Source organism: Bradyrhizobium sp. Leaf396 (assembly GCF_001424605.1).
Taxonomy (GTDB): domain Bacteria; phylum Pseudomonadota; class Alphaproteobacteria; order Rhizobiales; family Xanthobacteraceae; genus Bradyrhizobium; species Bradyrhizobium japonicum_C.
In genome coordinates, this window is record NZ_LMQJ01000001.1 from 186,707 (window position 1) to 207,665 (window position 20,959).

Below are 20,959 nucleotides of genomic sequence, written 5' to 3' on the forward strand. Positions count from 1 at the left end.
CTATCCGAATTCAGGGCCGGCGACGGCGAATGGCGTTTCCTTCGCGGCATGGGTGGCGGGGCCGAACCGCATGCGCTGGAACGGTCGCTCGATGGTCCAGCCAGAGGCCGTCAGGCCGTCCAGGAACTGGCTTTGCGATGCGACGGCGTCGATTAGGAGCGGGCTGGTCTCCGATGCTGCGATCGCGCCAACAAGGGCCAGCGCATCGGCAGCATGATCGGCGAATAACGGGCCGATATGGCGCGCGGTTCTGCCGTCGCGGACCAGCGCGATGCATCCGTTTGCGGCGACGATGCGTGACCCCGGGCGCTGTGCGAAGGCGGTTAGCAGGGCGGTGCGGTCGAAACCGCCGGCGCGCCGGTCGAGGGCACAAAGCGCCTCGATCGTTGCGGCCGATGGCGCCGGCGCGGATGACGGCGCGGGGTTGACCAGCTTCAGTCGTCGTAACTGCAGGGTCGGCGTGAACCCGAGCGGACCATAGACCTTGGCGCCGTCAGGCGTCGCATCGAGCCAGCTCGTCAGGCCGCTCTTGCGCGCCGTTTCCATGCAAGCGTCGACGAGACGTGTTGCCAAGCCGCGGCGGCGATGGGTGCCCGATACCAGCACCATGCTGATCCAGGCGTTGTTGCCTGAATAGGGCAGCAGCGCCGCGGTCGCGACCAGTCGGGCGCCGTCGCGGATGCCGAATACGACTCCGTCGCGCAGGAAGATGCGCCAGTCCTCTTCGGTCTGGTTCCAGTGCGCTTCCGTCGAGAGCGCCAGCCCGGCGATCTCATCCTGCTCGCCGAGCTTGATGACCGGCGGGCCGTCAGTAGCGTCCATCGCGCACCTCGTATTTGGTGGGCTTGCCGAGGCTCGGCATGGCGCGCGAGACCCAGTCCGCCGTCCAGGCGATCAGCTGCTCGGTATCGACGACGGGCAGACCAAACAATTCGACCGCCCTGGACGTGTCGGTCAGCCAGGCGGTCGGCTCTTCCTTGCCCGTCAGTACCGGCGCACGGCCGAACCTCGCGCCGAATTTTTGCGCGAGATCGCGCACCGCCAGGATCTCGTGGCCGCTGACATTGATCGGGGAAGTCGGCGTGGTGCAATGGGCGAGGCAGCGCAACGCCTGCGAGGACGCATCGCCCTGCCAGATGAAGTTGACATGGCCGAGGCTGACGTCGATCGGCGTACCCGTGAGCACTTTCGTCGCGATGTCGTGCAGCACGCCATAGCGCATGTCGATCGCGTAATTGAGGCGGAACAGCCGCCCCGGCGTTCCGAACTTGCGCGAGAAATATTCGAACATGCGCTCGCGGCCGACGCAGGACTGGGCGTATTCGCCGGGCGGGTTCGGCGCCATGTCTTCGGTCGAGCCTTTGCCGTCGACAGGCACGAACGGATAGATGCAGCCGGTCGAGAACGCCACGATGCGCGAGGAGGGGAAGGCCTGCGCGACCAGCGCCGGCACATGCGCGTTCATCGCCCAGGTCAGCGACAGATCGCCCTCGGCGCCGAACTTGCGGCCGGCCATGAAGATGATGTTCGGCGCCTTCGGCAAGGCATGGATCGAGCGCTCGTCCATCAGGTCGCAATTGATGGTCTCGACGCCGCGCGCGTGCAGCCAGTCCTTCACACCGGGTTCGCTGAAGCGGGCGACGCCGATCACACGGCGGTCGGGCGTGGCGGCTTTCGCCAGCCCCGCCAGCGTCGGCCCCATCTTGCCGGCGACGCCGAGGATCATGATGTCGCCGTCGACCTTCTCGAGGTCGTCGATGAGCGCCTGCGTCGGCCGGCACAGCAGCTCGTCGAGAGCGGCGATATCGGGAATGGTCTTCGGCAGCGTCTGGCGGGTGAGCAGCATGGATCTTTCCAGTCCTAGTTCTGCCTGGCGTCGCCGACCACGAACATGCGTTCGAGGGCCAGCACCAGGCCATAAAGGGCGACCCCGAGCAGCGTCAGCAGCACGACCGCCATCACCATCGCGGGCGTATCGAGGGAGGATTGCACCTGGATCATGAGGTAGCCGAGCCCGCGCTCGGAGGCGATGAACTCGCCGACGATGGCGCCGGCGACCGCGAGGATGGCGCCGACCTTCATGCCGGAGAAGATGTAGGGCAGCGATCCCGGCAACTGGATCTTGCGGAACAACGTCCAGCGCGAGCCGCGCAGCGATTTGACGAGATCGAGCAGATCAGGCTCGACCTCGCGCAATCCTCGTGCGGTGGTGAGCAGGATCGGGAAGAAGCAGATGCTGAAGGCGATCAGGATGTTCGGGACGATGCCGTAGGAGAACCAGACGATGAAGAGCGGGCCGAGCGCGACCTTCGGGATCATGTTCAGCGTCACGAACAGCGGCAGCAGCACGAGGCTCAGCAGCGGCGCCCAGCTGAAGATCACCGCGAGCGTCACGCCGACGAAGGCGCCCAGCGCGAAGCCGCCGAGGATCTCGATCGCCGTCACCAGCGTGTTGGCGCCCCAGGCATAGCCCGAGGTTCCCAGCGTCTGCACGGTAGCGAGCGGCGAGGGCAGGATGAATTTCGGAACCTGGAACGCGTCGACCGCGACCTGCCAGAGCACGAGCACGGCAAGGTGCACGATCAGGACGATCGCAAAGCTGCGTGCCGCGCGTGCCCGGTCGGCTGCCACGTTCTGCTCCCTGTTGTCCGTGGCCTCGCCGCCACGATGTCAGCCTAGCCGGCCTCGGGACAAGTTTCAACCAGTTGGTTGATTATGGCCGAAGCGAGTGCAGCACCAGATCGGCGACGTGGCGCCGGCGGGCGCGGCGTGCGGTGCGGCTCGACAGGTCCTTGCCGAAGATCGCCGACAGCGTCGGTGTGTTCGAGAAGAAGAAATAGCTGAGGCCGGCAATGGAGATATAGAGCTGGACCGGATCGATCCCCTTGCGGAACACGCCCGCGCGCACCCCCTCGTTGAGGATGTGCCAGACGCTTCTGACGAGCGGTGAGTGCATTGCTTCCAGGCGGGTCGAGCCGCGGACATGGCGGGCGCCGCCGCGGTTCTCGTCGTTCAGAAGCACGATGAAATCGGGGTTCGCCGCGAGATGGTCGAACGAAGCCTCGATCAGCTTGCGGATCGCCTTCTCCGGCGGCAGGCCTTCGAGATTGAGCCTGCGCTCCTGCTCGCGGATATCTTCGTAGACCCATTCGAGCACGGCGAGGTAGAGCGCGTCCTTGTCTCCGAAGTAATGATAGACGAGCTGCTTGTTGACGCCGGCGCGCTCGGCGATCTCGTCGACGCGGGCGCCCGCAAGGCCGTGCCGGGCGAATTCCTGGCGCGCCGCGGTCAGGAGCTTCTTGCGGGTGGCGACGGGGTCGCGGCGCTGCGGCGCGGTGTCGCCGGATCGTTTTGCGGGCATTTCCAACCAAACAGTTGACAAGTGGAGGGCGGGCTTGTTGCATTGGTATCGTCACATGGGGAGAGCGACAAGCCGGGTCGCGGCAATGAGGAGAGATGCGATGAAGCGTTTGCAGGCGGCGGGCTCGGCCCTGGTGTTGGCCTTGGGGCTCGGCGTGTCGGCGGTGCCCGCCCAGGCGGGAGAGGCCGTCAATCTGATCCTGAACTGGACGCCGACGGCCGACCACTCGCCGTATTATTACGCCAAGGCGCAGGGCTGGTACGAGAAGGCGGGCATCGATCTCACCATCGAGACCGGCAAGGGCTCCGGCGTCTCCGCCGCGAAGGTCGGCTCCGGCGGCTCGCCGTTCGGCGTCGCCGACCTCGCCACCATGCTGGTGGCCAAGAGCAAGGGCGCCGACACCGTCGCGGTGATGAGCGTCTATGCCAATACCGGCCAGACCTTCTACTGGCTGAAGAGCTACGGCGTGAATGGCGTCAAGGATTTCGCCGGCCACAAGATCGGCAATCCGCCCGGCGATGCCTCGCGCGTGATGTGGCCGGCCTTCGCCAAGGCCGCCGGCCTTGCGCCCGACTCCGTCGGCTTCGTCAATGTCGGGCCGACCGCGAAGATCGCGGCGCTGAAGAGCCACACCGTCGACATCATCAGCGACTTCTACAACGAGCACGATCTGAAGGTGATCGAGTTCGGCCAGGACCTCGGCTACCTCAACTGGAAGGACATCGGGCTCAACCCGTACGGCAATTCGCTGATCGTCAACGGCGCCTACTTGCAGAAGAAACCGAAGGTCGTCGAGGACTTCGTGCGGGTCACGCAGAAGGCGTTCGCGGCGTGCGTCGCCGACGTCAACCCATGCCTGAAGGCGCTGTTGGACCAGGTCTCGGGCCTGGACAAGGCGAACCAGGAGCGCCAGTGGGAGCGCATCAAGTTCCTGATGACGGACGAGTTCACGACGACCAAGGGGCTCGGCTGGATCGACGGTGAGCGGATGAAGAAGGACTACGAGCTGGTGCAGACCTATCTCGGCATGGAGAAGCCGTTCGACGTGACGACGGCGTTCACGACCAAGATGCTGGATCCGAGCATCAAAATGGATGCGAGCAAGGTGAAGAAGTGAGCGGCGCTTGACCGCTCGCTGCGTCAGCCCTTCTTCATGTCGTAGACGTGCTCCGGTCCGGGAAAGGCGCGCGACCGCACGTCGGCGGCATAGCGTTCGATCGCCGCTTCAATGGCCGGACCGAGGTCGCCGTAGCGGCGAACGAATTTGGGCGTTCGTGGCGAAAGCCCGAGCATGTCCTCCAGCACGAGTACCTGGCCGTCGCAGGCTGCGCTCGCGCCGATCCCGATGGTGGGGATCGCGATCGCTTCCGTGATCTTGCGCGCCAACGGCTCGGCCACGGCCTCAACGACGACTGAGAACGCACCCGCATCGGCGACCGCCTTTGCATCGTCCTCGATCGGCCCCCAGTCGATCTCGCTGCGTCCCTGGGCGCGAAACGAACCCAGCGTGTTGATGGATTGCGGCGTCAGGCCGATATGACCCATCACCGGAATGCCGCGCCCGGACAGGAATGCAATGGTCTCCGCCATGCGGACACCGCCTTCAAGCTTCACCGCGCCGCATTGGGTTTCCTTCATGATCCGTACCGCGGAATTGAATGCCTGCTCCTTGGAGGCTTCATAGGATCCGAACGGCATATCGACGACGACCAGCGCTCGCTTCGATCCTCGCATCACCGCCGCGCCCTGAAGGATCATCATGTCGAGCGTGACCGGCACGGTCGTCTCGAAGCCGTGCATGACGTTACCAAGGGAATCGCCCACCAGAATGACGTCGCAATGCTGATCCACCAGCGCTGCCGTGTGCGCATGATAGGAGGTCAGCATGACGACCGGCTCGCCGTGCTTGCGGGCGCGGATGTCCGGCGCGGTCTTGCGTCTGATGGACGACTGAATTGACATGATGGGCTCCGTCTGCGGGACGCGCATCGAAACCAGTTGGTACCACGGTGTCAATCCGGCAAGCGGGCCTGCAACCACATGGATGGCATGACATCCGAAGGACGTAGGGCATGCTCCGCTTGCCGTGACTGCTCGCAGCGCGACCCGGACACGGCAGCCGTCGCTGGTTCACGTTCCCACGTGACGCCCTGGGGAAATTAACTGACCGTTAACCATGTCGGCCGCATCGTTAACCATTCAATAACAGGGAACGAGTCGGCCGCCATGGAGGCTGCAGTCAAACCTCAACGCCAAATGGTGCGCCTGCGCGGGCGCTCCTATGTGGCCTTTGTTTTCACGCCGACGGTTCCGGTGCAGGACTGGCTGCATGAGATCGACGCCACCATTGCGCGCTCGCCGGGATTCTTCGCCGGACGGCCCGTGGTGATCGATCTGTCCTCGGTGGAGCTAAGCCAGGCTGGCATCGGCCATCTGCTCACAAGTCTTCAGGACCGCAACATCCGCGTGCTCGGCATCGAGGGCGTGGAGGAGGGAAGGCTGACTCCCATGATGCCGCCGCTGCTGTCCGGCGGACGCAGCTGCGTGGTGGAACCGAGCGCGCCGAAGAAGGCCGACGCGAAGGTCGAGGTCAAGCCGACTTCATTGCTGCTGGAACACCCCGTACGCTCTGGCCAGACCGTGATCTTCCCGGACGGCGACGTCACCATTCTGGGCTCGGTCGGGTCCGGCGCCGAGGTCGTCGCCGGCGGCTCCATCCACGTTTACGGCGCGCTGCGCGGCCGCGCCATGGCGGGCGTGAACGGTCACACCAGCGCGCGCATCTATTGTCAGAAGATCGAAGCCGAACTGCTTGCAATCGATGGGTTTTACCAGACAGCCGACGACATCGACGAGGCCTTGCGCGGCCGGCCGGCCCAGGCCTTCCTGCAGGGCAACACCATGCGAATTACTGCGCTGAACTGACCAGAAGGAGATAATTGAGATGGCCAAGGTACTGGTCGTGACATCAGGCAAGGGTGGGGTCGGCAAGACCACCACCACGGCCGCGCTGGGAGCGGCGCTCGCACAGCGCGGCGACAAGGTCGTCGTCGTCGATTTCGACGTCGGTTTGCGCAACCTCGATCTCGTCATGGGCGCCGAGCGCCGCGTCGTGTTCGACCTCATCAACGTGGTACAAGGCGTTGCCAAGCTCCCGCAGGCACTGATCAAGGACAAGCGGCTGGAGAATCTCTGGCTGCTGCCGGCCTCGCAAACACGCGACAAGGACGCGCTGACGGAAGAGGGCGTCGGCAAGGTCATTGCCGACCTGCGCAGCCGTTTCGACTGGGTGATCTGCGACAGCCCGGCCGGCATCGAGCGCGGCGCTTCCATGGCGATGCGCTTCGCCGACGAGGCCGTGATCGTCACCAATCCGGAAGTCTCCTCGGTGCGCGATTCTGACCGCATCATCGGCATGCTCGATTCCAAGACCATGCGGGCCGAGAAGGGCGAGCGGGTCGAGAAGCACATCCTCATCACCCGCTACGATCCCGCCCGCGCCGCGCGCGGCGAGATGCTGACCATCGACGACATCCTCGAGATCCTCGCTACGCCCCTGCTCGGCATCATCCCCGAGAGCCAGGACGTGCTGCGCGCCTCCAACGTCGGCACGCCCGTCACGCTGTCGAATGCGGACGGCGCACCGGCTCGCGCCTATATCGACGCGGCGCGGCGGCTGTGCGGCGAAACGATCGCCATGCAGGTGCCGGCCGAGCGCAAGGGTTTCATGGACCGCCTGCTGCGACGGAGGGCTGCATGAGCATGGGTTTGCTCCGGCTTCTCCGCGGCAACAAGGCCACTGCACCGGTCGCGCGCGAACGTTTGCAGATCCTGCTTGCCCATGAGCGCGGAATGCGCGGCCAGCCCGATCTGCTCGGTGTGCTGCGTGAGGAAATTCTCGCCGTCGTGTCCAAGCACGTGACGCTGGACCCGACCAAGGTCATCGTGCGGCTCGAGCGCGGCGACGAGGTCTCGACCCTGGAGGTCGATATCGAGGTGCCCAACGATTTCGAGCGCAAGCGCGCGGCGGTCGCGTAGGGCCCGGCCGAAGACTCTGGCCTCTTGGGGGAGAAACGCGGTCCGCCGGGCATGGCGGGCCGCCATTATGGTGTGGCTCGCTTCGATCTGACGGAACGAGCTCCAGGCCCAATCGTTATGAGCGACCCGCGGCGGCAGCGACGCGCTGCACCGCAGTTCCCTCAAGCGGGAGAGCGCCCATGATGTCCGAGGTCCAGGTCCATACCATTGCCAGGCAAATGCTCGAACAGCACGGCTTTGCTGCGATTGCGAAGGCGGCCGAGCAGGCCCAGGCCTGCGAGGGCCGTGGCGATGCCGAGGAGGCCAGGGAGTGGCGTCACATTGCGGACGCCATGAAGATCATGCGTGGCCCGCATCAGGGCTGATATCCGAGCGCGAGCGTCTTCAACGCTCCCCGCGATCGGCACCTCGCGATGACGAACGATGCTGGGTCTGCGGCTGCCCGCGCTCGCCTGCCTCCTTGCAAGGGAGCTGCTCCCAGGAGCCGTCCGGCGCCTGCTGATAGGCACTGCAGGACGACGAGGTGGATTTTTCCTCGCCCCTCTGGGCGTCGGAATTCCTCGCCAGTGCGGGCGCAGTCAGCAGCGCAGCAGCCGCAATAGCGCCGGCGAAAACGAAATGGATACTCCGCATCAGTACCTCCTGTTCGTGTTCGAGGAAGCCGCATGCTGTGAAAAATTGTGACGATTTTTAGCCAGATCACCGGGCTGCCGCGGCGTGCTTAACGTCCACGACCGGCTTGCTAGCCGCCCTTGCTGCGGATCAGGCCGGCCAGATTGGTCTTCTGGGCCTCACACCAGCCGGACATGCCGAGCCGGCGCTGGTCCAGATCGGTGGCCTGGGTCGCGACCGCGACCTCGACCATGAGATCGTCGTCCTGCTTCTCGCCCATCTTGCCGCCGGTGTGCATCCAGGCGATCGCCTTGCGCACCCGCTCGGTGGTGCCGTCGGGCAGCTGCATCTGCTGCGCTCTCTGCACGAGGTCCTGGTAGACGAGATCCGTGTTGGGACACTCGACCTTGGCAGCGAAGGCCTGCAAGACCATGGTCACATAAGTCGAGCGTGGCGGTGCGTCGCCCGCGACGGCCGGCGCAGCCAGCAGCAACAGACCCGCAATCAGAAAACCGGTGCGCATCCTGGAACCTCCTCCATTTTCTTGAGAGGCTAGCGCCGGTCGCGCTGCTCAGCAATGGTGCACGGCGCGATTGTCGTTCGTCCGGGTGGTGGGCTAATCTGGAACTCCCCAGTCTCGGAGCGCGACATGAGCCTGTTCAGCACGCCTTTCGACCCCGAACGCGACACCGCGCTCGTCACCGGAGCGGGCAATGGCATCGGCCGTGCGATCGCGCAGGCCCTCGTCGGCGAGGGCGTCCGCACCGTGTTCGCCGATGTCAGCGCGGAGCGCGTACGTGCCGCGATCGCCGCGTGCGAGCGCCCCGGTCTGGCTGTGCCCTGGGTCGGCGATCTCGGCAGGCTCGAGGCCTGCGATGAGCTGCTGGTTGCCGCCCACGCGGCGCTCGGCGAGGTCACGCATTTGGTCCACAGCGCCTCACCGCCACGGCGCGAATCCGATCACTTGCTCGCGGTCGATCGCAAGACATGGCAGGAGATGCACGCCGTCAATCTCGATGCCGGCTTTCACCTGGCGCGCGAACTCGGAAAACGGCTGATCGCGGCGAAGCAACCGGGCTCGTTCCTGTTTCTCACCTCGCTGCATGCGGGCACGCCGCGCAACCTGGCGCACTATTCGACGGCGAAGGCGGCAATGGCGATGCTGGTGAAGGAGCTCGCGAAGACGCTCGGGCGCTACAACATCCGCGTCAACGCATTGGTGCCTGGCGCGATCGCAGCCGGCGGCTTCGTGGCCGATCCCGCGCTGGCGCGGCACGTTCCGCTGGGGCGTCTTGGTGCGGCCGATGACCTCGCACCGATGGCGCTCACCGTGTTGTCGAACAAGCTGTCCGGCTACGTCACCGGCGCAGCCTTCGTCGTCGACGGCGGATTGTCGCTGACGAACTGGTTCGAGCCGCCGGTGCTCGATATCTAGCTAGCGCTGCCAGGCTGGCACGGGATCGAGCGGCGTGCGATAGAGCTCGTTGTGATCGCGATCGGTGACGCGCACCGCGCAACCCTTCTGCTGCAGCTCCGGCTTCACTTGCGACAGCTCGCAAGCCAATTGGTCGGCGCGATCGGAGGCAACCTCGATGTCTTCGAGGATGATTCCACCCTGGTTCCTGAACTCACCACCAACCACAAGATCGAAATAGTAGTAGGGCATCCGAATTCCCCGGTGTGAGGATGTCAGCTTCAGTGCAAGTCTCAACCCATGCCGGAATGTACCACTGAGTCGATATCTATCGAATGAACAGGCCGCGCAATCTCTGTGCTTATGGCGCAGAAATGATGTGCAGCGCGTGGGCTCGTTAAGAATTTATTAAATATGCCGGCGCGATCATGAGGCATGGAATTGCAGCAGAACCGGGCTCCGGGAACCGGCAGCTGCAAGAGAAGGCCGGCGGCATAGATCCCGACGGCCTTTTCTCTTGAGCGAAATATCGCTTACCGTAATTGCCCGGTCTCAATCGATCACATCCACTCCGACACGTGGGCAAGCTGCGACGTGGTACGTCGCCCGAACCATGTTAGCGCAGCGGCATCGGTGGACGCACGATAGGTCCATCGTCATCGGCTACGGCTTGAGTCGTTGCAACCGCCGCAGCCGGCGGCGGCGCCGCGGAAGCTTGCGACGGCGGCGGTGGAGGTGCGAGCGGCGTGGGCGAATAGGTCCGGGTCACCGGCGGCTTCGGCTTGCGAACCCGCTGCGCTGAAGGCTGCGGAGGCGACGCAGCAGCACGTGCGCGCGAATCGACCGGCTTCGTTTCAGCAGCCGCTGGCCCTTGCGCGGCAGGCTTCGCCATCTCGCGCGCCATCTGCTCCTGTCCGGCCTTCAACTCGGCGATGTTGGCTTTGAGCTGATCGATCTGCTGCGCCATCGCCGCAAGGTCGTTCGACATCGACTGCACCAGTGGCGCCGGGTCGGGCTGCGCTGCAGCCGGTGGAACGCCAGCTTGCGTTGGAAGCGGCGAGGCTGATGGAACGACCGATTGTTCCACTGCAGCTTGTGCCGGCCCATCGTCGGCTTGCACGGCGGCAACCGGCATCGTCTGCGACGTCGAAGGCATCAACGACGCAAGCACCGGCTTCCATTCGGCGAGTATTTGCTTTGCGGTGTCGCCGTGTTGCTCCCAGGCTATCGAGGCAGCCACGCTGCCGCCCGCGAACAAAAATGCGACGAATGCACCGCGCAGCCACTTGCCGGCGGCGGATCGCTTCCGCGTGACAAGTCCATCACTGGTCGTGACGCGGATGGCCGTGTCGACCGGCGGTGCCGCAGCGGCTTTTCCGTACACCACGTTGATGGTGGGCTCAGGAGCACGCGGCGGCTCCGGAACGAACTTTGGCTCCGGAGCAAACTTCGGCTCCGGACGGGGGGCGATCTCCGTCGCCAGCGCCGGCGATACGTTGACCGGCCGTGAGGCCAGCACGATTTCGGGAGAGATCTGAACCGCGTCGTGCGGATCGTTGTCCTTGACCGTGTCCTTCACGATCTCATCGACGATTTGCTTGGCGTTCAGCGTCGCGAGCATCGCAGCTCCTTTGAAGCCCAGTGGTGGAAACCCAGTTTGAAGCCCGGCGTGTGAGGCCCAGGTCGTTCTCATTGGCGCGGCGCCGATCGGCGAGGTCGCCCATCCCCAGCCCCCACGAGTCCAGCCGCGTTTGACCAAAGCAAGGCGAGGGGAAGGAGATGGTGGGACGCTTCTCCGCCCTTTGTGGTGATGGAACCCATCTCGCCGGACACGCGCACGTGTTCCGAGCCGCCTTGTTTTCAGCACGATTTTGACGGTATGTGGGGAGGCGGGGGCGTTGCTGTCCGCAGTTGGGGGGCCGGCGGTGCCAAGATCTTTGTTCGTTTTATTTGCGATTGCCTTGCTGCCGCTCGGCGGTTGCATGCAGACGACGCTTTCGCCATCGACGGACGCAAGCATGACGCCGCGCGACCGGCAATTGCTCGCGCACGCGCCGTATGCGAAGGTCAACGTGCCTGAGCAATATCTGCGTCACATCGTGGATTACCACCGCAAGGAGCAGCCGGGCACGATCCTGGTCGATACCGACGCGCGCTACCTCTATTTCGTGCTGCCCGACGGCAAGGCCATGCGCTACGGCGTCGCGGTCGGCGAGGAAGCCATGGCGTTCTCAGGCGTTGCGCGTGTCGGCCGGCTGGCGGAATGGCCGGACTGGGTTCCGACAGCCGACATCCAGGCGCGCCTCGGCCCGTATCCGCCGCGCGTTCCTGGCGGTCCCGCCAATCCGTTGGGGGCCCGGGGCATCTACCTCTATGTCGGCAACAAGGACACGCTCTACCGCATCCACGGCACGAACCAGCCGGAATATATCGGGCAGGCGATCTCGTCTGGCTGCATCCGGATGCGCAACGAGGACATCATCGATCTCTATGATCGGGTGAAGCTCAACTCGATGGTCGTGGTGCTGCCGCCGGGACAGAACGCGCAAGCCGAGAGGGGCACGCGCTGGCGCGGCTGACGGCCGCCTGCGGTTAGCTTGGTTCCGCCGGCCGTACTTGGCTCTAGTTCTCCGGCCGCGCAATGCGCCATTGCAGCGTCGTGGCATTGCCGTTGGCGTCACCGGGCGCCTTGTCGGCGGGCGAGGTGTAGAGCGGACGATAACGATACGCCCACATCTTGCTCCCGTCGTCGCGGTTGATCACGGTGAAATCGCCGACGGCCTTGGCGTCGGCCGTCGCCGCCAGTGGCACCCAGCTTTCCGTGCACTTGCCGTTGCAGCTCGATGATTTTCCGGTCGTGTCGCGCTCGTAATAGTAGAGCGTCATGCCATTGAGATCGACGAGCTTGGCGCCCTGCTTGGTCAGGATGACCTTCGCCGGCGCAACCGCCGGCTCGGCTTTCGGCGGAGGAGGGTCGCCGCCGCCATGGCCACCTGCGAACGCCTGACCGATCGAGAGCGCGATGGCTGCAGCCCCAACCAGGAACCTGAACATTCCCAAACTCCGCCCCGCAAAGTTAATCGCGCGTTAAGCGCCCAATGGGGTCGACGTTAGCAGCTGAAGGTTAGTTCCTGGTTTCGTGCGCTGCGACAATTACGCACTTGGCCCGGGATCAGACCTGCGCGTCGCGCAGCGGGGCGCGGCTGAGTTCATTGCCCGCGGCAATGGCCTTACGCAGCAACCGCATCAGCTCCTCGCCTTCCTTCGCGCTGAGGCCGCGCAGCATGATGCGCTGGGCAGATTCGACCGCCGGTGTGATCTTGCGCAGCGTGCGCCGTCCTTCGCCGGTGATCTCAAGCTCGCGGGCGCGGCGGTCGCGGCTGGAGGGGCGGCGCTCCGCGAGGCCCTTCTGAACGAGGCGATCGATCACGCCGGTGATGGTGGTGCGATCGTATGCGATCAATCCGGCGAGCGTCACCTGGTCGAGCCCCGGATTGGCCTTGATGGTCGCGAGCGCAGCGTATTGCACCGGCGTCAGGTCGAAGCCGGCGTCCTCGACCTCGGCCAGGAAGACCGCCACCGCGATCTGCTGGAAGCGGCGCGCCAAATGCCCGGGCATGTCGTTGTTGTCTTTCACCGAATTCTCCGGACGTCGCGGCGAGAGGCGTCGTTTGACAAGTATACTGATAGTCAGCATACTGAGCAATATCATAACGAGCGTTGTCGGGAGAGGTGCGCATGCAATTCCATCTCAATGGATTTCAGCCCGGCGACCCTGAGATCACCGATCCCGCCGAACGCGTGCGATCCTCGGGTGCAGCGGGCGCTGTGCCTGACGAGGTCGATGTTCTCATCGTCGGCTGCGGGCCTGCCGGCCTGACGCTCGCCGCCCAGCTTGCGCAATTTCCCGATATCAAGACCTGCATCGTCGAGCAGAAGCCGGACCGCTTGCTGGTCGGTCAGGCCGACGGCATCGCCTGCCGCACCATGGAGATGTTCCACGCCTATGGCTTCAGCGAGCGTGTGCTGAAGGAAGCATATTGGGTCAACGAAACGACGTTCTGGAAGCCGGACGAGCGGACGCCGGAGAAGATCACCCGCAGCGGCCGGGTGCAGGACGTCGAGGACGGGCTCTCGGAGTTCCCGCATGTCATTCTCAACCAGGCGCGCATCCATGATTGCTTTCTCGACGTCATGCGCAAGTCTCCGGCAAAGCTCGAGCCGTATTACAGCCGGCGCGTGCTTGACCTCCAGGTCGATCCGGCTGCCCATCATGCCGTGACCGTGCGGCTCGAGCGCGTCGATCCCGCGAACGAGGGCAAGGTCGAGACAATCAGGGCACGCTACGTCGTCGGCTGCGACGGCGCACGCAGCACGGTGCGCAAGGCGATCGGGCGCGAGCTGCATGGGGATTCCGCCAACCACGCCTGGGGCGTGATGGACGTGCTGGCGGTCACGGACTTCCCGGACATCCGCTTCAAGTCGCTGATCCAGTCGGCCAAGGACGGCAGCCTGCTGATCATTCCACGTGAAGGCGGCTACATGGTCCGCATCTATGTCGAGCTCGCAAAACTCGACGTCGGCGAGCGTGTTGCGAGCCGCAACATCTCCGCCGCCGACGTGATTGCAAAAGCACAGCGGATCCTGAAGCCGCATACGCTGGAGGTGAAGGAGATCGCCTGGTGGTCAGTCTATGAGATCGGCCAGCGCCTCACCGACAAGTTTGACGACGTGCCGCAGAGCGCTGTCGATACGCGTCTGCCGCGCATCTTCATCGCCGGTGATGCCTGCCACACTCACAGCCCGAAGGCGGGGCAGGGGATGAATGTGTCGATGCAGGATGCCTTCAATCTCGGCTGGAAGCTTGCCGCGGTCCTGCGCAAGCAGTGTGCGCCGGGTCTGCTGCATTCCTACTCTGCCGAGCGCCAGGCGGTTGCGAAGGAGCTGATCGATTTCGATCGCGAATGGGCGGGAATCCTCGCCTCCGCTGCCAGGGCCGGCGGCGCCGACGCGACCAAAACGCAGCACTATTTCGTCAGGCACGGGCGCTACACCGCGGGCACGGCAACGCACTACAGCCCATCGATCCTGACCGGTGCGGCTTCGCATCAGCACCTCGCGCAGGGCCTGATTGTCGGCAAGCGCTTCCATTCCGCGCCGGTGATCCGGCTGGCAGACGCCAAACCGGTACATCTCGGCCATGCCGCGCAAGCCGACGGCCGCTTCCGCATCTATGCGTTCTCGCCGGCGGAAGATCCTGCAGCCGCCGGCTCGGCCATCCGCGCGCTGTGCGACTTCCTCACCGAAGCAGGGGAATCGCCGGTGAGGCGATATACGCCCCTTGGCACGGACATCGACAGCGTCATCGACCTGCGCGCCGTCTTCCAGCAAGATCATCGCGAGCTTGCCGTCGCGGCGATGCCGCCGCTGCTGCTTCCGCGCAAGGGCCGCTACGGTCTGATCGACTACGAGAAGATGTTCTGTCCGGATCTCAAGGGCGGTCACGATGTCTTCGCAATGCGCGGCATTGACCGGAAGGTCGGCTGCATGGTCGTGGTGCGGCCAGACCAGTATGTCGCGAATGTGCTCCCGCTCGATGATTATGCCGGGCTTGCGTCGTACTTCGACCGCTTCATGCTGATGGCCAACTGATGCCTCAGGCGTCTCGACCGTCGCGCCTATGAAACAGCGGACGATAATTGGACTTCGCTCAGTGTCGCCATGATGCGCCGGCCGGCTACGTGGGGATTCGGGTTCCCTGCGCGTACAATTTAAGAAAGTTCTTCGCCGGCAGATTTCATCGATCGTAAGATGTGTACCCAAGGATGTGCGTATCCACTCGGGGCAGCGGGGCACGGGAGGATGCGATGAGACAGAGCCAGGCGGAGACGCGCCGCCATAATGTCGCGAAGCGGTCGATGACCAAGGAGGTCAGGCAGCTGACCAGCCTGATCGCGGGACTGCGCAAGTCGCTTGAAGGGATCCAGAAGGAACGAATGAGCACGAAGCTTTCCAGCCCCGAGATGGGTTTTCTCGACGAGCGCCGCAACAATCTGTTGCTCACCATTGCAGCCCTCGACGACCGCCTCTCGGCGGTTCAGGGCCTGATCAATCTCGGCCGCCCCCACATCATCCGCGTCCACTAAGCGATGGCATCCTGGATCGTCGTCGCGCTCTAGGTTGTTTACGCATGGTCTCTGCGGAAGACCGACCCGCGCTTGTCCGGATCATGCTTTGGCGCCGATTCGACGCAGCAGGATCGACTCCGTTCCAGCAAGAGACGGGACTGGCCATACTGCTGCGGATGGCACCAAATTGCCACGCTCCCGGCGAATTGCCGCCAAAGCCCGCTGCCACGAGGAGGCGGGGTGCAGGGCGACGCAAGGGGATGCGAGTTGGCCTACAAAATGGTCGCAGAACGCGACAACGAGAAGTACAGTTTCGACCGCGAGAGCCGGCTGCTCATCGTGGCGAAGGCGAAAGTGTGGGCGAGCGAGGGGTGGCGGGTCGTCATCACCGATCAGGACGGCAAGGCCTACGCGCCGCCCGAATTCGATCAGCTGTCGGCGGCGTGAAAAGACGGGCGAGGGGACGACTGTCGGAGGGCTTTGGCGTCAGTTGCCTGCGCCACCTAAGCGGCGGGCATCAATGCACCGCCGTCTCCGAGAATAGGTTGATCACCACGACCCCCGACACGATCAGCGCGATGCCGACGAAGGCCGCTGCATCCAGCATCTGGCGGAACAGCACGAAGGAGACGGTGGCGGTCAGGATGATGCCGACCCCGCCCCAGATCGCATAGGCGATGCTCAGCGGGATGACGCGAATCGCCACCGACAACGCGTAGAACGAGGCGACGTAGAACAGCACCATTGCCAGCGTTGGCCAGGGACGGGTGAACTGCGCGGATTGCTGCAGGAACGCCGACGCGGTGACCTCGAACACGATGGCGAGAGCGAGTGCCGCATAGGCGTTGAAGGCGGAGGTCATGCGGAGGCTGTGTCCGGGATGACAATGTCGGGCGTGTGGCAGGGTGTATCACGCCGGAATGACGAGTCCGCGACAAAGGGCTGTGCTTGCTTGCGTCTTGGCCTGATTGGCCCTACGGACCTCTGTCATGCTCGTCATCTCCATTCAGAGCCAGGTGGTCCACGGCCATGTCGGCAATAGCGCGGCTGCCTATGCCATCCAGGCGGAAGGCGTGAACGTTGCCGCGGTACCGACGACGCTGCTGTCGAACCATCCGCGCTATCCGACCCTGCGCGGGCGGGTGCTGGAGACCGGGCTCCTGGCCGACCTCCTGAAGGGCGTCGAGGAGCGCGGCCTGGTCGAGGAGGCCGCGGTACTCGTCACCGGCTATCTGGGCTCGCCCGGCAATGCCAACGTGATTGCCGATTTCGTCGAGCGCGCGCTCATGCGGAATGCGAAGCTGGTCTATCTCTGCGACCCCGTGATCGGCGACGACGGCCGCGTCTATGTCGCCGACGGCATTCTGGACGTGGTCCGGCACCGGCTGCTGCCGGTGGCGAAGCTGACGATGCCAAACCAGTTCGAGCTCGAGCTGCTTGCGGGCCTTGCGATTGCCGATGCGCAGGACCTGCGCGCGGCCTGTGCGGCGATCGCGCGAAGTGGCCCCATCGATGTCGTTGCGACCGGCTGCACGCTCGCGGATACGGCGGAAGGGCGGTTGGAGACGATCCTCTGTGCCGATGGCGATCTGTCGCGCTTTGCGACGCCGCGTCTGCCGATCCGGCCCTATGGCACCGGCGATCTCCTCAGCGGTCTGATCGCCGCGCAACTGGCCAAGGGCGAGACGACGGAGGTGGCGGTGCAGCTCGCAGTGGAGACGATCTTTGCGGTGCTGGTGCGCACGCAGGAGGCCGGCACAGCCGAAATGCGCCTCGTGCCGCTGCCGGGCCGCAAGCCGTAACGGCTTCAGGTTGCGGGCTTGACGCCCGATTGAGCCGACTTCTGCGGCTTTGCCGGACCCTTCTGCTCTCGCGCCGCCTGGGCCTTGGGGGGCTTTGCGCGGGCCGCGGTGTGCGTCTTCTTCGGCTTGACGTTGGCTGCTTCCTTGCGGTCCGCCGTGCCGCGACGCGAGATATATTCCTTGCCATCGATCGGGCCGACATGTGGCGGATCGCGGCCGAGGTAAGGCCGGCCGATGCCGTACGCCTTGCCGTTGGCATCGACCCACTTCCACAGGATCTCGGTCGAGACCCAGCGCTGCGCGCGGTTATTGCCCTGGGTGCTGACGATGTCGGCCGCCATGCCGTGACCATAACCGCCGCGCGCGCTGCCGCCGTGATAGGACCGGTCGGAGGCGGCCTTGAGGCCGCTCGCGATGGACTGGCGATAGTCGTCGCGGAATGCGCTGGTGATGCCCGGCGACAGGCCGGCGGCTTCGGCCGCGAGCATCATGCGAAACAGCTTCAGCTTGAAACTCTTGTCCATGCCGCCGATGACGTAGTCCATCATCGACATGCCGGCGCGCTCGGCTGCCTTCGGATCCTTCCAGGTGAAGTCCTGATCGACCAGCTTGGTGAAGCTGCGCATCACCGTGACGGTCTTGCCCTTGCGCTTGATGGTGACGGCGCGCCGCTCCTGGACCTTCATCGTGTCCTCCTTGGCGGTGCGCTGATAAAGCGTCCAGAGATAGCGGTCGACGCAGGCTTCCATGATGAAGCATTCGTCGAGCACGGCGACGGTGTCGGCCGGTGGAGATGCCTTGCTCGCGGGCGGGACGGGGCCGCTCGCGATCGCCGCAGGCGACAATGCGTCCGTCGTCACGATCTCGGTGGGATCGGCGGACGCGAGCTTGACGGGCTCTGGCGCGGGTGCAGCTTCGGAGACGATGGCTTCGGGCGAGATCTGCGCTACGGGCGCCGCATCTGTCGGCAGGATCAGCAGCGGGTCGGCCGAAGCGAGCTTGACGGCGGCGGCGGGCGCCTCGGCCGTCTCCTGCGGTGTCGTCGCCGGGGCAGGGGTCGCAGTGATGGCGGCGGCGATTTCGGCGGTCAAGGCAACGCCGTCCTCGATGGTCGCAGCGCGCGGTACGTCGGCGAGGTCAAGGCGGCTGATATCCTTCGCCGGTGAGACGACCGCCACATTCGCTCCGCTGTTCTCGATGAGGGCCGGCGCGTAGGCAGAAAAAGACAACGCCAGCCAGCCGGCGAGAACGGCGGAGGGACACGACACCGCAACCAGAAGAGACCGTCGATCGTTCATGATCCTGCCTCCAAACGGTTCTGTCCGAGCCATCTGGTCCGAACAGTCATGATGCAGACGCTTGACGAAAACAGTCTTGCATGGAAAGGCACGCAGCCCGCCGATTGTTCGGGGGATCGTGTGGCGGCGCAATGGCGCAAACCGACGAGGACCGGCTTTTCGAGGCGGGTGTTGCCGAGGTGCAACGCGGGTTCCATGCAAGCCCGAGCTGCGGGCCGCCGGCAAAAACCCGGCAAACGCTGGATTGTTGTCAACTTGCAGCAATTGCGTTTACGCAATCTTGGATTGTGGTCGTGCATTTCTACGAGCGCCGGCAATTTCGAGTAGAATTGGGAGAATCGCTGCCCGTGAAATTGAAATGCATATTGGCCGAATTCGCCGCCGATGAATCCGGCGCCACCGCGATCGAGTATGGACTTGTCGCAGCCGGAATCGCACTCGCAATCATCGAGGTCATCCATGCTCTCGGCATCAATCTCGTGGCAAAGCTGCAATCGCTGGCAACTGCATTGAAATGAGGCGCCTGCATCTTCGGCCTCTGGCCCGTTGTTTTGCTTGATGTCTCTGCCGCAACTTTGCAGCGGCTGGTGCGTTGGAGGCGCCATGACGCATCCCTCGCTTCGTCCCATGGACGCCTTCGATCCCACTGAGCCCGCCATCCTGCACGATCGTCTTTCCGACACGATCATTACTTGGACCGCCGATCAGGCCGACGACTACCGCCGAGCCAGCCGGCCTGGCGCAGACGGAACCGTTGCCTGGAGGAACTACGTGTTCGACGGATGGGGCAACGTGCTTGGTGGTTGAGGCGAACGTCGCCGCGATTCTCCATACCGGCGTAAGCATCAAGCATACCGCCATGCATTGAAGGGACTGTTGCGTTGCAACAAAGCATGTCGCAATGCAGCAAAGCGGACCTAAATATGCTCCGAGTTCTCACCTCTGGAGCATCACCAATGAACAAGAAGACTTTGTCGATCGCCGCTGCTGTCCTCACGATCGCGGGTGGCACCGCTGCCGTCGCTGCCGAGCTGCCGACCTATGAGGCTGGCGGTTTCCCGGTTTCCCCGCTGCAGGTGCGCGTTCTCGGTGCGGCGCATGTCGAGCAGCAGGTTGAGGCGCCCGCCACGGTGGCCTCGGTCCACCAGGCGAAGGTGCTCAGCCCCCGCAAGGTCAAGACCGCGGACGTCACCACGGGCGCAGCCCGCTAAGGCTGAGCTCGCCTGAGGCGCGGCTCGCCTCGCGCCGTCGACAATCAAGGCGCCGCATGCGCATTTGCGCGTGCGGCCATCGCGGAGTTTCGCCGCATTCGGCGACGCCTGCGTGCCAGCCCTGCAACTGCGTGGGTTGAGCGGCCCGGCGCGCCGACATATCGCTTGATCCATGGATCAGCGGACGAGCGGTGCCGACGCTCTCACTCAGAAGAACGATGCAGCGCCGGCGCTGCTCGGCGTGGTCTGCGGGCTTGCGGCGGCGCTGTTCTGGGCGTTCGGCTTTGCCGCCACGCGGCACGGGCTCAAGGTCGGCTTCACGCCGGTCGATCTCCTGGTGCATCGCTATGTCTGGTCGGGGATCGCGTTCCTGCCGCTCGTGTTGCGCGCCGGCGTCTCCGATCTCTGCGGGATCGGCTGGAGCAGGGGCCTCGTGCTGATGGTGCTCGGCGGTCCCGTGATGTCGCTGATCTCCTACGCGGGCTTCCTGTTCGTGCCGCTCGGCCACGGCAGCGTGATCCAGCCCTCCTGCGCGACGCTGGGGGGCCTGCTGCTGGCGGCGCTCGTGCTGAAGGAGCGGATCTCCGCCTCGCGTCTGGCCGGCGCGATCGTCATCGTCGGCGGCCTCGGCGTGATCGGCGCGGAATCGATCGGCCACATCGGCGCCGAGGGCGTGCAGGGCGATCTGATCTTCGTGCTCGCAGGCCTCATGTTCGCCGGCTTCGGCGCGATGTTGCGGCGCTGGCGCGTCTCGGCCGTCTCGGCTGCGCTGGTGATCAACGTGCTGTCGCTGCTGCTGGTGCCGGTCTACATCGCGACCGTCGGCCTCGCCCATGTTGCGGCCATCGGTTTCACCGAGAACGCCATCCAGGCGCTGGCGCAGGGCGTGCTTGCCGGCCCCGCCGCGCTCTATCTCTACGCCGTCTCGGTCCAGCGTCTCGGCGTTGCCCGCGCCGCGGTGTTTCCGGCCTGCGTGCCGGCGCTGACGCTGCTCACCGGCTGGCTGCTGCTCGGCGAGCCGCCGACGATGCTGCAGACGGCGGGCCTCGTGACGGTGCTGTGCGGATTCTACCTGGCGCAGCGGCAAAGCTAGCG

General features: G+C 64.8%; 28 protein-coding genes. 15 read left to right on the top strand and 13 right to left on the bottom strand.

Translation table 11 applies throughout. The annotated features are described in order from the left end of the window. The 4 genes from ASG57_RS00930 to ASG57_RS00945 form a co-directional block, all read right to left on the bottom strand. Window positions 1-822: a GNAT family N-acetyltransferase gene (locus ASG57_RS00930; RefSeq protein ID WP_057195519.1), complete on the bottom strand. Its 822-nt coding sequence runs from the start codon at window positions 820-822 to the stop codon at window positions 1-3. Continuing rightward, window positions 809-1,846: an NAD-dependent epimerase/dehydratase family protein gene (locus ASG57_RS00935; protein ID WP_024337953.1), complete on the bottom strand. Its 1,038-nt coding sequence runs from the start codon at window positions 1,844-1,846 to the stop codon at window positions 809-811. Before ASG57_RS00935 ends, ASG57_RS00930 begins: the two co-directional genes overlap by 14 nt. A 14-nt stretch (window positions 1,847-1,860) precedes the next feature. Then, complete coding sequence (locus ASG57_RS00940) at window positions 1,861-2,631, bottom strand: ABC transporter permease (RefSeq protein WP_024337952.1); 771 nt, start codon at window positions 2,629-2,631, stop codon at window positions 1,861-1,863. A gap of 82 nt (window positions 2,632-2,713) precedes the next feature. Next, window positions 2,714-3,361, bottom strand: coding sequence for a TetR/AcrR family transcriptional regulator (locus ASG57_RS00945; protein WP_057195520.1), 648 nt, complete (start codon window positions 3,359-3,361; stop codon window positions 2,714-2,716). 100 nt (window positions 3,362-3,461) lie between these two features. On the opposite strand from ASG57_RS00945, the gene ASG57_RS00950 reads away from it, so the two are divergent. After that, entirely contained in the window at window positions 3,462-4,478 is a 1,017-nt protein-coding gene (locus ASG57_RS00950) for an ABC transporter substrate-binding protein (protein WP_057195521.1), read from the top strand. Between the two features lie 23 nt (window positions 4,479-4,501). Here ASG57_RS00950 and panB read toward each other — a convergent pair whose 3' ends face one another. Next, complete coding sequence (gene panB / locus ASG57_RS00955) at window positions 4,502-5,323, bottom strand: 3-methyl-2-oxobutanoate hydroxymethyltransferase (RefSeq protein ID WP_024337949.1); 822 nt, start codon at window positions 5,321-5,323, stop codon at window positions 4,502-4,504. Window positions 5,324-5,587: 264 nt separating this feature from the next. On the opposite strand from panB, the gene minC reads away from it, so the two are divergent. The 4 genes from minC to ASG57_RS00975 all read left to right on the top strand — a co-directional run bounded on the left by minC (window position 5,588) and on the right by ASG57_RS00975 (window position 7,764). Then, window positions 5,588-6,286, top strand: a complete 699-nt coding sequence (minC, locus tag ASG57_RS00960) for a septum site-determining protein MinC (RefSeq protein ID WP_024337948.1) — start codon at window positions 5,588-5,590, stop codon at window positions 6,284-6,286. Window positions 6,287-6,305: 19 nt separating this feature from the next. Further along, window positions 6,306-7,121 carry a septum site-determining protein MinD gene (minD, locus tag ASG57_RS00965; protein ID WP_024337947.1) on the top strand — a complete coding sequence of 272 codons (816 nt, stop codon included), beginning with the start codon at window positions 6,306-6,308 and terminating at the stop codon, window positions 7,119-7,121. After that, a complete protein-coding gene (minE, locus tag ASG57_RS00970) occupies window positions 7,118-7,399 on the top strand; it encodes a cell division topological specificity factor MinE (RefSeq protein ID WP_024337946.1) in 282 nt (93 codons plus the stop codon). Before minD ends, minE begins: the two co-directional genes overlap by 4 nt. Window positions 7,400-7,578: 179 nt before the next feature. Further along, on the top strand, window positions 7,579-7,764 hold the full coding sequence (locus ASG57_RS00975; RefSeq protein ID WP_024337945.1) for a hypothetical protein: 186 nt from the start codon (window positions 7,579-7,581) through the stop codon (window positions 7,762-7,764). 19 nt (window positions 7,765-7,783) lie between these two features. On the opposite strand, the gene ASG57_RS36415 is transcribed toward ASG57_RS00975, so the two are convergent. After that, a complete protein-coding gene (locus ASG57_RS36415; RefSeq protein ID WP_024337944.1) occupies window positions 7,784-8,032 on the bottom strand; it encodes a hypothetical protein in 249 nt (82 codons plus the stop codon). Between the two features lie 109 nt (window positions 8,033-8,141). Then, entirely contained in the window at window positions 8,142-8,534 is a 393-nt protein-coding gene (locus ASG57_RS00980) for a hypothetical protein (protein ID WP_024337943.1), read from the bottom strand. Between the two features lie 126 nt (window positions 8,535-8,660). Here ASG57_RS00980 and ASG57_RS00985 point away from each other — a divergent pair, with 126 nt between their 5' ends. Next, window positions 8,661-9,446, top strand: coding sequence for an SDR family NAD(P)-dependent oxidoreductase (locus tag ASG57_RS00985; protein ID WP_057195522.1), 786 nt, complete (start codon window positions 8,661-8,663; stop codon window positions 9,444-9,446). On the opposite strand, the gene ASG57_RS00990 is transcribed toward ASG57_RS00985, so the two are convergent. Continuing rightward, window positions 9,447-9,677 carry a DUF6894 family protein gene (locus ASG57_RS00990; RefSeq protein ID WP_024337941.1) on the bottom strand — a complete coding sequence of 77 codons (231 nt, stop codon included), beginning with the start codon at window positions 9,675-9,677 and terminating at the stop codon, window positions 9,447-9,449. It abuts the gene before it with no gap. 364 nt (window positions 9,678-10,041) lie between these two features. Continuing rightward, the gene (locus ASG57_RS00995) at window positions 10,042-11,046 is read right to left on the bottom strand and encodes a hypothetical protein (RefSeq protein WP_024337940.1); all 1,005 of its coding nucleotides are present in this window, start codon (window positions 11,044-11,046) and stop codon (window positions 10,042-10,044) included. 361 nt (window positions 11,047-11,407) lie between these two features. Here ASG57_RS00995 and ASG57_RS01000 point away from each other — a divergent pair, with 361 nt between their 5' ends. Further along, window positions 11,408-12,004, top strand: coding sequence for a L,D-transpeptidase (locus tag ASG57_RS01000; RefSeq protein ID WP_051160651.1), 597 nt, complete (start codon window positions 11,408-11,410; stop codon window positions 12,002-12,004). 43 nt (window positions 12,005-12,047) lie between these two features. On the opposite strand, the gene ASG57_RS01005 is transcribed toward ASG57_RS01000, so the two are convergent. Together ASG57_RS01005 and ASG57_RS01010 are read right to left on the bottom strand one after the other, a co-directional pair. Further along, entirely contained in the window at window positions 12,048-12,479 is a 432-nt protein-coding gene (locus ASG57_RS01005; protein ID WP_024337938.1) for a COG4315 family predicted lipoprotein, read from the bottom strand. Window positions 12,480-12,597: 118 nt separating this feature from the next. Further along, complete coding sequence (locus ASG57_RS01010) at window positions 12,598-13,062, bottom strand: MarR family winged helix-turn-helix transcriptional regulator (RefSeq protein WP_024337937.1); 465 nt, start codon at window positions 13,060-13,062, stop codon at window positions 12,598-12,600. Between the two features lie 101 nt (window positions 13,063-13,163). Between ASG57_RS01010 and ASG57_RS01015 the strand changes: the two genes are divergently transcribed. The 3 genes from ASG57_RS01015 (at window position 13,164) to ASG57_RS01025 (ending at window position 16,000) form a co-directional block, all read left to right on the top strand. Further along, window positions 13,164-15,077, top strand: a complete 1,914-nt coding sequence (locus ASG57_RS01015) for an FAD-binding monooxygenase (RefSeq protein WP_057195523.1) — start codon at window positions 13,164-13,166, stop codon at window positions 15,075-15,077. A gap of 215 nt (window positions 15,078-15,292) precedes the next feature. Then, window positions 15,293-15,571, top strand: a complete 279-nt coding sequence (locus tag ASG57_RS01020) for a hypothetical protein (RefSeq protein WP_024337935.1) — start codon at window positions 15,293-15,295, stop codon at window positions 15,569-15,571. A gap of 222 nt (window positions 15,572-15,793) precedes the next feature. Further along, window positions 15,794-16,000, top strand: coding sequence for a hypothetical protein (locus ASG57_RS01025; protein ID WP_024337934.1), 207 nt, complete (start codon window positions 15,794-15,796; stop codon window positions 15,998-16,000). A 70-nt stretch (window positions 16,001-16,070) separates the two neighbouring features. On the opposite strand, the gene ASG57_RS01030 is transcribed toward ASG57_RS01025, so the two are convergent. Then, a complete protein-coding gene (locus ASG57_RS01030; RefSeq protein WP_057195524.1) occupies window positions 16,071-16,415 on the bottom strand; it encodes a DMT family transporter in 345 nt (114 codons plus the stop codon). A 127-nt stretch (window positions 16,416-16,542) separates the two neighbouring features. Between ASG57_RS01030 and pdxY the strand changes: the two genes are divergently transcribed. Then, window positions 16,543-17,355: a pyridoxal kinase gene (gene pdxY / locus ASG57_RS01035; protein WP_057195525.1), complete on the top strand. Its 813-nt coding sequence runs from the start codon at window positions 16,543-16,545 to the stop codon at window positions 17,353-17,355. A 5-nt stretch (window positions 17,356-17,360) separates the two neighbouring features. Here pdxY and ASG57_RS01040 read toward each other — a convergent pair whose 3' ends face one another. After that, window positions 17,361-18,653, bottom strand: coding sequence for a M15 family metallopeptidase domain-containing protein (locus ASG57_RS01040; protein ID WP_057195526.1), 1,293 nt, complete (start codon window positions 18,651-18,653; stop codon window positions 17,361-17,363). 347 nt (window positions 18,654-19,000) lie between these two features. Here ASG57_RS01040 and ASG57_RS01045 point away from each other — a divergent pair, with 347 nt between their 5' ends. The 4 genes from ASG57_RS01045 to ASG57_RS01060 all read left to right on the top strand — a co-directional run bounded on the left by ASG57_RS01045 (window position 19,001) and on the right by ASG57_RS01060 (window position 20,957). Then, window positions 19,001-19,171 (top strand): Flp family type IVb pilin, encoded by a 171-nt coding sequence (locus ASG57_RS01045; protein ID WP_082528878.1) that lies wholly within the window; start codon window positions 19,001-19,003, stop codon window positions 19,169-19,171. Window positions 19,172-19,256: 85 nt separating this feature from the next. Continuing rightward, the gene (locus tag ASG57_RS01050) at window positions 19,257-19,460 is read left to right on the top strand and encodes a hypothetical protein (RefSeq protein ID WP_057195527.1); all 204 of its coding nucleotides are present in this window, start codon (window positions 19,257-19,259) and stop codon (window positions 19,458-19,460) included. A gap of 149 nt (window positions 19,461-19,609) precedes the next feature. Further along, a complete protein-coding gene (locus ASG57_RS01055) occupies window positions 19,610-19,864 on the top strand; it encodes a hypothetical protein (protein WP_024337928.1) in 255 nt (84 codons plus the stop codon). Window positions 19,865-20,036: 172 nt separating this feature from the next. Further along, entirely contained in the window at window positions 20,037-20,957 is a 921-nt protein-coding gene (locus tag ASG57_RS01060) for a DMT family transporter (protein ID WP_057195528.1), read from the top strand. Window positions 20,958-20,959 lie beyond the last annotated feature (2 nt).

Bases quoted from the DNA above. Each gene is read 5' to 3' on its own strand.
- panB (WP_024337949.1), bottom strand. From the start codon at position 5,323: ATGTCAATTCAGTCGTCCATCAGACGCAAGACCGCGCCGGACATCCGC.
- ASG57_RS01005 (WP_024337938.1), bottom strand. From the start codon at position 12,479: ATGTTCAGGTTCCTGGTTGGGGCTGCAGCCATCGCGCTCTCGATCGGT.
- ASG57_RS00985 (WP_057195522.1), top strand. From the start codon at position 8,661: ATGAGCCTGTTCAGCACGCCTTTCGACCCCGAACGCGACACCGCGCTC.
- ASG57_RS36415 (WP_024337944.1), bottom strand. From the start codon at position 8,032: ATGCGGAGTATCCATTTCGTTTTCGCCGGCGCTATTGCGGCTGCTGCG.
- ASG57_RS01050 (WP_057195527.1), top strand. From the start codon at position 19,257: ATGACGCATCCCTCGCTTCGTCCCATGGACGCCTTCGATCCCACTGAG.
- ASG57_RS00950 (WP_057195521.1), top strand. From the start codon at position 3,462: ATGAAGCGTTTGCAGGCGGCGGGCTCGGCCCTGGTGTTGGCCTTGGGG.
- ASG57_RS00990 (WP_024337941.1), bottom strand. From the start codon at position 9,677: ATGCCCTACTACTATTTCGATCTTGTGGTTGGTGGTGAGTTCAGGAAC.
- ASG57_RS01020 (WP_024337935.1), top strand. From the start codon at position 15,293: ATGAGACAGAGCCAGGCGGAGACGCGCCGCCATAATGTCGCGAAGCGG.
- ASG57_RS01040 (WP_057195526.1), bottom strand. From the start codon at position 18,653: ATGAACGATCGACGGTCTCTTCTGGTTGCGGTGTCGTGTCCCTCCGCC.
- ASG57_RS00995 (WP_024337940.1), bottom strand. From the start codon at position 11,046: ATGCTCGCGACGCTGAACGCCAAGCAAATCGTCGATGAGATCGTGAAG.
- ASG57_RS01060 (WP_057195528.1), top strand. From the start codon at position 20,037: ATGGATCAGCGGACGAGCGGTGCCGACGCTCTCACTCAGAAGAACGAT.
- pdxY (WP_057195525.1), top strand. From the start codon at position 16,543: ATGCTCGTCATCTCCATTCAGAGCCAGGTGGTCCACGGCCATGTCGGC.
- ASG57_RS00980 (WP_024337943.1), bottom strand. From the start codon at position 8,534: ATGCGCACCGGTTTTCTGATTGCGGGTCTGTTGCTGCTGGCTGCGCCG.
- minD (WP_024337947.1), top strand. From the start codon at position 6,306: ATGGCCAAGGTACTGGTCGTGACATCAGGCAAGGGTGGGGTCGGCAAG.
- ASG57_RS01000 (WP_051160651.1), top strand. From the start codon at position 11,408: ATGCAGACGACGCTTTCGCCATCGACGGACGCAAGCATGACGCCGCGC.
- minE (WP_024337946.1), top strand. From the start codon at position 7,118: ATGAGCATGGGTTTGCTCCGGCTTCTCCGCGGCAACAAGGCCACTGCA.
- ASG57_RS00930 (WP_057195519.1), bottom strand. From the start codon at position 822: ATGGACGCTACTGACGGCCCGCCGGTCATCAAGCTCGGCGAGCAGGAT.
- ASG57_RS01055 (WP_024337928.1), top strand. From the start codon at position 19,610: ATGAACAAGAAGACTTTGTCGATCGCCGCTGCTGTCCTCACGATCGCG.
- minC (WP_024337948.1), top strand. From the start codon at position 5,588: ATGGAGGCTGCAGTCAAACCTCAACGCCAAATGGTGCGCCTGCGCGGG.
- ASG57_RS00945 (WP_057195520.1), bottom strand. From the start codon at position 3,361: ATGCCCGCAAAACGATCCGGCGACACCGCGCCGCAGCGCCGCGACCCC.
- ASG57_RS00935 (WP_024337953.1), bottom strand. From the start codon at position 1,846: ATGCTGCTCACCCGCCAGACGCTGCCGAAGACCATTCCCGATATCGCC.
- ASG57_RS01030 (WP_057195524.1), bottom strand. From the start codon at position 16,415: ATGACCTCCGCCTTCAACGCCTATGCGGCACTCGCTCTCGCCATCGTG.
- ASG57_RS00975 (WP_024337945.1), top strand. From the start codon at position 7,579: ATGATGTCCGAGGTCCAGGTCCATACCATTGCCAGGCAAATGCTCGAA.
- ASG57_RS01015 (WP_057195523.1), top strand. From the start codon at position 13,164: ATGCAATTCCATCTCAATGGATTTCAGCCCGGCGACCCTGAGATCACC.